This window comes from Leifsonia sp. KNZ12-8B, assembly GCF_056755495.1.
On record NZ_JBPGXM010000030.1, the window covers coordinates 24,469 to 32,481 of the forward strand.

An 8,013-nucleotide genomic window follows, 5' to 3' on the forward strand; every position below is an offset into this window, starting at 1 on the left:
GAAATGTGGATAACTCGGCCGGTATTCGGCTCGGAGATGACGCTCAGACGCGTCGACGCTCCGTGGAGCGACGCGCTACTTGCCGTAGCGGTGGTTCTGCTTGATGCGGCTGGTCAGCTCGGTGACCTGGTTGTAGATCGAGCGGCGCTCCTTCATGAGCTCGCTGATCTTCTTGTTGGCGTACATGACCGTCGTGTGGTCGCGGCCGCCGAAGAGCTGCCCGATCTTCGGCAGCGACAGGTTGGTCAGCTCGCGGCACAGGTACATCGCGATCTGACGGGCGGTGGCGACGGCCGCCGAGCGGCTGGATCCGTAGAGATCGTCGACCGTGAGCTTGAAGTACTCGGCCGTGTTGGTGATGATGTCCGTCGGCGCGATCACGTTGTCGTCGTCGAGCGTGATCAGATCCTTCAGCACCGTCTGGACGAGCGGCATGTCGACCGGCGTGCGGTTCAGGCTGGCGAAGGCTGTGACGCGGATGAGCGTCCCCTCCAGCTCGCGGATGTTGCTCGATACCTTCGAGGCCATGAACTCGAGGATGTCGTCGGGCACCTGGATCTTCTCGCTCTGCGCCTTCTTGCGGAGGATGGCGATGCGGGTCTCGAGGTCGGGCACCTGGACGTCGGTGATCAGGCCCCACTCGAAGCGCGAGCGCATCCGGTCCTCGAAGCCGGTGAGCATCTTCGGCGGCAGGTCGCTCGTGATGACCACCTGCTTGTTGTGATCGTGGAGCGTGTTGAAGGTGTGGAAGAACGCCTCCTGCGTCTCCACCGCACGCTGCAGGAACTGGATGTCGTCGATCAGCAGGATGTCGATGTTGCGGTAGCGCGCCTGGAACGATGAGCCGCGGTTGTTCGCGATCGAGTTGATGAAGTCGTTCGTGAACTCCTCGCTCGACACGTACCGGACGCGGATGCCCGGATACAGGCTCATCGCATAGTGGCCGATGGCGTGGAGGAGGTGAGTCTTGCCGAGGCCCGAGTCGCCGTAGATGAAGAGCGGGTTGTACGCCTTGGCCGGCGCCTCGGCGACCGCCACCGCCGCGGCGTGCGCGAACCGGTTGGACTGGCCGATGACGAAGTTGTCGAAGCTGTACTTGGAGTTGAGGCGGGTGTCGCTGCTGCGCGCCGGCGCCGTGATCTCGGGCGGAGGGGCGACGGTCGAGGCGAGCGTCGCGGGACCGGCGTCGATGTAGACGGCGGCCTGGGCCGGCTCCGGTTCGGCCGGGCCGGCCATCGTCTCCTGCTGGATCTCCGGGTTCACGACGATGGCGAACGTGTTGACGGCCAGCTCGTCGTCGAGCGTGCCGATGGCGTTGAGGAGGGGGACGCGGCTGCGCTGCTCGATCATGCCGCGGGTGAACTCGTTGGGCACCTCCAGGTAGAAGGTGCCGGCCATGATGCCCTTGGGCTCGACCAGGCTGAGGAATCCGTACAGCTGCGGCGTGATGCGGTCGTCCGTCTCGAGCTTCTCGAGCACGCTCTGCCATGCCGCAGAAATGGACTCTTCGCCGCCTGCCATCGTTCCCCGTCTTCGTTTTCAGTGATGCCGTCGCCCGCGCTCCAAAGACGAGTCGGTCCCCCGTCGACTCGCGTCGGGCTGGCGGCTCGGATGCCGCCGGAGCTATTCACAGAGTTATCCACCGCTGTGTGTGCAATACCGTAGCGATCTCCGGCCGATTTTGGGATGGCCTGGGGATAACTTTCGACCTCACGGTAACGTGGCGGACGGACGCTGATCAAATCCGGTGAGCGGCATGCGTCGGCGTGGCGCACGGCCGCTTCCTGCCAATCCGGTGCATAATCAGTGGGTTTGCCTGCCACTGGTTTGACCTGCGTCCCACCGAGGCCGTAGTTTTAATCAGTTGACTTCAGCCGTTCAGGCTGCCCTGAAACTTTCCTGGCCTCCCTGTGCTGGCCGAACCACCTCAGCACCGGCCTGTGAAGCGACCACCACGGAGAGATAGATATGAGCAAGAGAACGTTCCAGCCGAACAACCGCAAGCGCGCCAAGACCCACGGCTTCCGCCTCCGCATGCGTACGCGTGCGGGCCGCGCCATCCTGTCCGCTCGTCGCCGCAAGGGCCGCGAGAAGCTCTCGGCGTAACCGTCACCGGTGCTCGCCAAAGCCAATCGCATCACGCGGGGCACGGACTATCGGGCGACAGTGCGACGCGGTGCCCGCTTCAGCGGGACCGACACCGTTACGTACGTCCGCCCGAATCCGGACTCCGATGTGGTGCGATTCGGCTTTATCGTGAGCAAAGCGGTCGGGGTGGCGGTACGCCGCAACCTCGTCCGTCGCCGGTTGAAGGCCGCGGCCTACGACCTCCTCCCCCGCTTCGGTGAGGGTGGGATCGACGTGGTGATCAGAGCTTTGCCAGCCTCGGCCCATGCGTCGTGGGCTAGCCTGCACGAAGAGGTCTCCCGCGCAGCCGACCGCTTCGCCGGCCGGCGCTCCACCAGTCCGTCCCACCAGTAGCCGTACACCAGCAGAGGCAACGTCCGTCGATGAACACCGCGATCGCAGCAGTGCTCCTTCTTCCGCGGAATGTCGCCGTCCTCCTGCTCCGGGCCTACCGTGCCGTGATCTCGCCGCTCTACGGCGACGTCTGCCGGTATTACCCCTCGTGCTCGGCCTACGCGCTGCAGGCGATCCAGGAGCACGGCGTCGTGGTGGGGGGCTTCCTCGGCGTTCGCCGCATCATCCGTTGTCACCCGTGGGCAGCGGGAGGGGTCGATGACGTTCCCCTCCGCCGTACCCGTCGTTACCGGGTGACCCCCTTCGGTTTCGTCGTCGCCCGCCGCGCGGGCGCCTCCCTCACCAGCCCTGACGGCTTCCCCAGCCCTGGAAAGGCGTAGCACCCGCACATGGACATCATCGGTACCATCCTCTGGCCCATCAAATGGGTCGTGGAGCTGATCCTCGTCGCCTTCCACTGGCTGTTCACGCAGGTCGGGCTGGACCCGGCCGCCGGCCTCACCTGGGTGCTGTCGATCGTCGGGCTCACCGTCGTCGTGCGTGCCGCGCTGATCCCGATCTTCGTCCGCCAGATCAAGAATCAGCGGCGGATGCTCGAGATCGCACCGCAGCTGAAGAAGATCCAGGACAAGTACCGGGGCAAGAAGGACCAGTTCTCGCGCGAGGCGATGTCCCGCGAGACGATGGAGCTCTACAAGAAGACGGGCACCAACCCGCTGAGCTCGTGCCTCCCGCTGCTGCTGCAGATGCCGATCTTCTTCGCGCTCTTCCAGGTGCTGAACGGAGCGCAGAGCGGCCACGCCGGCGTCGGCCCGCTGAACGAGGAGCTCGCGCAGCAGTTCGGCAACGCCTCGCTGTTCGGTGTCGCGCCGCTGCACCAGAGCTTCCAGGGTGCGATGAACGCGAACCCGCCGCAGGTGGTCGTCATGGTGATCGCTGCCGTGATGGTCGTGCTGATGACCGGCTCGCAGTTCCTCACCCAGCTGCAGATCGTCTCGAAGAACATGTCGCCCGAGACCAAGGCGAGCCCGCAGTTCAAGCAGCAGCGCATCCTGCTGTACCTGCTCCCCTTCGTCTTCCTGTTCTCGGGCTTCGCCTTCCCGCTCGGCGTCATGTTCTACTGGCTCACCTCGAACCTGTGGACCATGGGTCAGCAGTTCCTGGTCATCCGCAACATGCCGACGCCCGGTTCGGACGCCGCGAAGGCGCGCGAGGCCCGCCTCGCCCGCAAGGGCAAGCTCGTGCAGGACGACGGCAGCATCGTGCTCACGGTTGAAGAGGCGCCGGCGAAGAAGCCCACGCAGCGCGTGCAGCCCGTGAGCAAGAACCGTTCCAAGAAGCAGGCCGGAAAGAAGTAGGACCGATGACGGACGTGCAGACCGAGTTCACCTCCCCCTCCCCCGCCGACGACGCGGCCGCTTCGGCCTCCTCGGCCTCCGGCGCTGGCGCCTCCGTCGCTCCCGAGGTTCCGAAGGACGCCACCGATGCTCCGAGCGTGGCCGACCTCGACCGCGAGGGCGACGTGGCTGCCGACTACATCGAGGAGCTGCTCGACATCGCCGACATCGACGGCGACATCGACATCGACACCCGCAATGGCCGTGCCTACATCTCGGTCAACGCTGAGGAGGGCACGAACCTCCGCCTTCTCGCCAAGCCGGACACCGTCGCAGCCTTGCAGGAGCTGACCCGCCTCGCTGTGCAGAACAGCACGGGCGAGTTCTCGCGGCTGATCCTCGACATCGCCGGCTCGCGCGACGCTCGCCAGGCCGAGCTCGCAACTCTGGTCGAGCACGCCATCACCAAGCTCGAGGAGGGCGCCGCCGAGGCTGCACTCCCGCCGATGTCCTCCTACGAGCGCAAGCTCGTTCACGACATCGTCTCCGAGCGGGGCTACGTCTCCACCTCGCGTGGCGAGGGACGCGACCGTTACACGGTCATCTCCGCTGCCTGAGTTTCACGTGAAACGGTGAACGCGCTGCTCGAACCCGAACCGCCCGCCGCGGCTGCTCTCTTCGGCGATCGCTTGGAGGTCGCCCGCGCCTTCACCCAGCACCTGGCCGACGAGGGCGAAGAACGCGGACTCATCGGCCCGCTCGAACTTCCGCGCCTGTGGTCGCGCCACATCCTGAACTCCGCGATCGTTGCACCCCTGCTCTGGTCGGGTGCGCGGGTCGGAGACGTCGGTAGCGGCGCCGGCCTCCCCGGCCTCGTCCTCGCCATCGCCCGGCCGGACGTCTCGTTCGTGCTGATCGAGCCGATGGAGCGGCGAGTCACCTGGCTGACCGAACAGGTCGATGCCCTCGGGCTCGACAACGTGACCGTGTTGCGTGCGCGGGCCGAGGACGTCCGGCTCGATCAGCCACTCGACCAGGTGACCGCGCGCGCAGTGAGTGCGTTCCGGAAGCTCCTCCCGCTCACCGCTCCCCTGCTCCGTGACGGCGGAGAGCTCGTCCTCATGAAGGGCGCCGGCGCGCAGGCGGAACTCGACGCCGCCGCCAAAGAGATCCGCAAGTACAAGGCGCACGACCTCGAGGTGCTCGAGCTGGGCGCCGGTGTCCTCGATGAGACAACACGTGTGATCCGTGGGACGGTGCGGTAGCCGGAGCCGATTCGTCGCTCGACCGGAATTGCGCGTCGTAACGGAGCGTTTTTGGCGATTTTCCGTTGCGACGGGGTTGTCTGTTTCGCGTGGAGAATGGCTCTGAGCGAACGGAAGCACGTGCTTCAGTGCTGTGAGAGCCGTTCTGCGGTGCTTCTCGACGGGTCCGTCGAACCGGAAAGTGCGCTGTTTGCGTGGAATGGATCGTGGGACGGGCCGATTTTGCCGGCTAGTTGGCGAGTGGACAGTGCGTCGGGTCCCGCGATCCGCGATCGCGAGATCCTCGATCGCGAGTCGACGACTCAGGCGACGACCCAGTAGGTCGACTTGGCCTCTGCACCATTTGCCGGATTCGGGCGAGATCGACGTCGACGATACGTCTTGGCCCCACGCCACGCAGCTGGCCCGAACGTTCGCAGCGACAGCTGTTTTGAAGCGGTGCCAACCGCCACTCTTGTGCGCGGCGCCACATGCTCTGGACGGGCGGTCAGTGCCGGCCGAGCGATCCGACGCTGGGTGACCGGGGTTCGGGTTGGGCGCTCCAGTCGTCGTCGTTGAGTTCCGCGAAGGGTTCGGATAGCCGAATGGTGAGGGTTGGAGTGCCGCGGGCCGCAGAAGGTCTGAGGTGCACTGCCGTGGAGAGGATGGCAACACTTGGATTGGCAGACGCGTGAGCTGTGACGGGTCATTACTTCTGTCACTGCCGAATCACGTTCTCAGGTGCCACACGACGCGGTCTTTTGTCACCCCTACCGTCGGTGCTGGACGGTGTCGACACCGTCCTCACGCCGCCGCTAGCAGGCCGGCGCAGGATAGCTGCACGCACGCGAAGCGATCGAAGATCCTCGTCAATCCTCTTCAAGTAGTCGTTTCACGTGAAACCCATCCCTCGCGAGGCGTCAGCCACGAGCCGGCGGTGCATCAACCGGCGGTACCTGGCCCGCAGTGAGGCAGCAGGCCGGAATCCCGGGCGGAAGATGCGATGACGAATCGATTGTCCGCGCTGGATGGGTCGGGTTCACGGTAGTCGTCGGTCAGGGGTGATTAGCGTTTAGCAGTCGGGCCGACTTCGCCTCGGCCACGCGTACCGGCTGCTCTCCTCCTTCTTCTGAGTTCACTTCATTCGGAGAGGGTGATCGTCCATGAGTTGGTGCAGTGTCGCATAGCTCGTGGTGACTATGATCGTCGATTGGTCGCTCGCCCTTGGGTGCAGCCTTTCCGAGTAGCCACCGCCGGTGGATATGGCTCTTCCACCAGTGCGTTGAGAAGGCGTGACGCGAAGCCGAACGTTTCACGTGAAACCACGCTGGCATTGGTGGCGGCGCGGTGTCGGGGGGCGTCGCAAGAGAGAGTAGCCGCGTCTCACCCGATCCATGCGGGGAGTGCTGCGGAAACCAGGGTTCGATCTGGCGCCCCCGATCAATTCGGAGGCCCCACACCCCCCTCGATGCTGGAACAACTAGCTGAGCAACGTGCCGAGAACCACGTGGAGCATCCTTGCCAGCCGGGGGGTTGAGCGGCGACGTCCTGCCTACCAACCTCACTGAGGTGAGGGGATCTGAGTTTCGCACCCTTATACCGCCAGTAGGGTCACGGCCTCATGAGCCGTTGCTTGCGGCACTCGGCGGAGGTCAGTCGTGACGCAGCCGTGTTTCACGTGAAACACCCGGCAGGCGCCGGATCCGCGTCGCCGGATACGAGCTCTTGGAAGTGACCGACCGCCGCATAGATGCGCCATGGAGACGTGGTTGTCCGAATACCAACGTCGAAATCCTCCGTACCGCGCACCAGCTCCGGCGCAGGTGTTGCTTGGCGGCGGTGATTGCCTGGCGCCGGTGATTGCGTGGCGCCGGCCATGTGATTGGATCCGGCGAGCTCCTTGGCACCGGCGGTTAGTAGCGGAGGCGTTGAGTGGGCACCGCGCTTGGTTCCCGAAAACGACGCCCGGGCGGCGATTCACTAGCGTTGGCAATGAACGGGCGATAGCGACCGGTTGGCGAAGGGGATTGCTGCCGTGGCGATTGATCGGCTCCAGCGATTGATTGGCTCCATCAATCGACGGCCCGACCCTGGCCCGACGTCCTCCGTTCGCGACCGACTCCCCTCAGTCGTGACACAGGGCATCCCGGCTTCAGTTCCGCAGGGCTGCGACCCCCGCCGGCGCTCCTCTGGGCATTCCAACCCACCCCGGGATGTGGTTCTTAGCGGTTCACACTCGGGGTGCGTCGACCGATGCCGCCTGCCAGGCGTCGCCTCGGTTCGCACGACATCGACCGGTCCGCTCACTATTGAGGCCTTCGTGCTTGTGTGAGCACTCCGTGTCGGTGGGAGGCGCCGTCTCGGTAGGAGGCCGTGGCTCACAGCAAATATCTGCACGGCCTGGATCGCCGCCTGTCTTTTTGAGGCTCCGCGCCGCGTAGGCCCCGTGGCTCATGTCGGCCCCACCCGGTCGGCAGGGCTGCGTGACCCTCCCCCACGTCGCGCCCACTGGTTCTGCGCGTCGATACGGCCGGTCCGCTGATGCGGGTGCCAATCGTACTGCTGGCCCGAGCCCTGGTGCAGCCGATACCCGGACACCTCGTCGGCCCACCTGTTGCGGTCGGCGTCCGCCAGGTGTTGCCGCCGCGCCCGCTGGACGCGGGTCGGCGTTCCCCGCCCGATGCCGTGCCATGGAGCCCGGCTCGATGCTTCGTCGCCGTGCCCCACTCAATGCTCGGCCGCCGTGGTGCGCTCAGCGCCCGGCCGCTGTGGTGCGCTCCTCTCGTCGCACTGTTTCACGTGAAACACACCATCACGCAATCGCGTCGCTCCGGGGGCGACGGTGCGCTCGATGGCACTCAGCCAGCTCGCCGGGGCTACGTCGTTCAGCGTAATCAGCCATGCGAGCATGGCGCAGCCGCGAGCAAGGGGCACCCTCCGCCCCAAATCGC

Annotated in this window: 8 protein-coding genes; 6 read left to right on the plus strand and 2 right to left on the minus strand. The window is 65.6% G+C overall.

Features of this window, described 5'->3' with window-relative positions; translation table 11 throughout:
- Nucleotides 1–75: 75 nt before the first annotated feature.
- Entirely contained in the window at nt 76–1,521 is a 1,446-nt protein-coding gene (dnaA, locus tag ACR9ZG_RS06990; protein ID WP_481284100.1) for a chromosomal replication initiator protein DnaA, read from the minus strand.
- A 447-nt stretch (nt 1,522–1,968) separates the two neighbouring features.
- On the opposite strand from dnaA, the gene rpmH reads away from it, so the two are divergent.
- The 6 genes from rpmH to rsmG are packed head-to-tail and all read left to right on the plus strand — an operon-like array spanning nt 1,969 to nt 5,083.
- Nucleotides 1,969–2,106 (plus strand): 50S ribosomal protein L34, encoded by a 138-nt coding sequence (gene rpmH, locus ACR9ZG_RS06995; RefSeq protein ID WP_018189031.1) that lies wholly within the window; start codon nt 1,969–1,971, stop codon nt 2,104–2,106.
- A gap of 9 nt (nt 2,107–2,115) precedes the next feature.
- Nucleotides 2,116–2,481: a ribonuclease P protein component gene (gene rnpA / locus ACR9ZG_RS07000; RefSeq protein ID WP_481284101.1), complete on the plus strand. Its 366-nt coding sequence runs from the start codon at nt 2,116–2,118 to the stop codon at nt 2,479–2,481.
- Between the two features lie 29 nt (nt 2,482–2,510).
- Nucleotides 2,511–2,861: a membrane protein insertion efficiency factor YidD gene (yidD, locus tag ACR9ZG_RS07005; protein WP_481284102.1), complete on the plus strand. Its 351-nt coding sequence runs from the start codon at nt 2,511–2,513 to the stop codon at nt 2,859–2,861.
- Between the two features lie 9 nt (nt 2,862–2,870).
- Nucleotides 2,871–3,839 carry a membrane protein insertase YidC gene (gene yidC / locus ACR9ZG_RS07010; RefSeq protein ID WP_481284103.1) on the plus strand — a complete coding sequence of 323 codons (969 nt, stop codon included), beginning with the start codon at nt 2,871–2,873 and terminating at the stop codon, nt 3,837–3,839.
- A gap of 5 nt (nt 3,840–3,844) precedes the next feature.
- Nucleotides 3,845–4,435, plus strand: a complete 591-nt coding sequence (locus ACR9ZG_RS07015) for a Jag family protein (RefSeq protein ID WP_481284104.1) — start codon at nt 3,845–3,847, stop codon at nt 4,433–4,435.
- Nucleotides 4,436–4,450: 15 nt separating this feature from the next.
- Nucleotides 4,451–5,083, plus strand: a complete 633-nt coding sequence (rsmG, locus tag ACR9ZG_RS07020; protein WP_481284105.1) for a 16S rRNA (guanine(527)-N(7))-methyltransferase RsmG — start codon at nt 4,451–4,453, stop codon at nt 5,081–5,083.
- A 2,706-nt stretch (nt 5,084–7,789) separates the two neighbouring features.
- Here the strand turns inward: rsmG and ACR9ZG_RS07025 are convergent.
- On the minus strand, nt 7,790–8,013 hold a 224-nt coding region (locus tag ACR9ZG_RS07025), incomplete at its 5' end, for a hypothetical protein (protein WP_481284106.1).

Bases quoted from the DNA above. Each gene is read 5' to 3' on its own strand.
- dnaA (WP_481284100.1), bottom strand. From the start codon at position 1,521: ATGGCAGGCGGCGAAGAGTCCATTTCTGCGGCATGGCAGAGCGTGCTC.
- rpmH (WP_018189031.1), top strand. From the start codon at position 1,969: ATGAGCAAGAGAACGTTCCAGCCGAACAACCGCAAGCGCGCCAAGACC.
- yidD (WP_481284102.1), top strand. From the start codon at position 2,511: ATGAACACCGCGATCGCAGCAGTGCTCCTTCTTCCGCGGAATGTCGCC.
- yidC (WP_481284103.1), top strand. From the start codon at position 2,871: ATGGACATCATCGGTACCATCCTCTGGCCCATCAAATGGGTCGTGGAG.
- ACR9ZG_RS07015 (WP_481284104.1), top strand. From the start codon at position 3,845: ATGACGGACGTGCAGACCGAGTTCACCTCCCCCTCCCCCGCCGACGAC.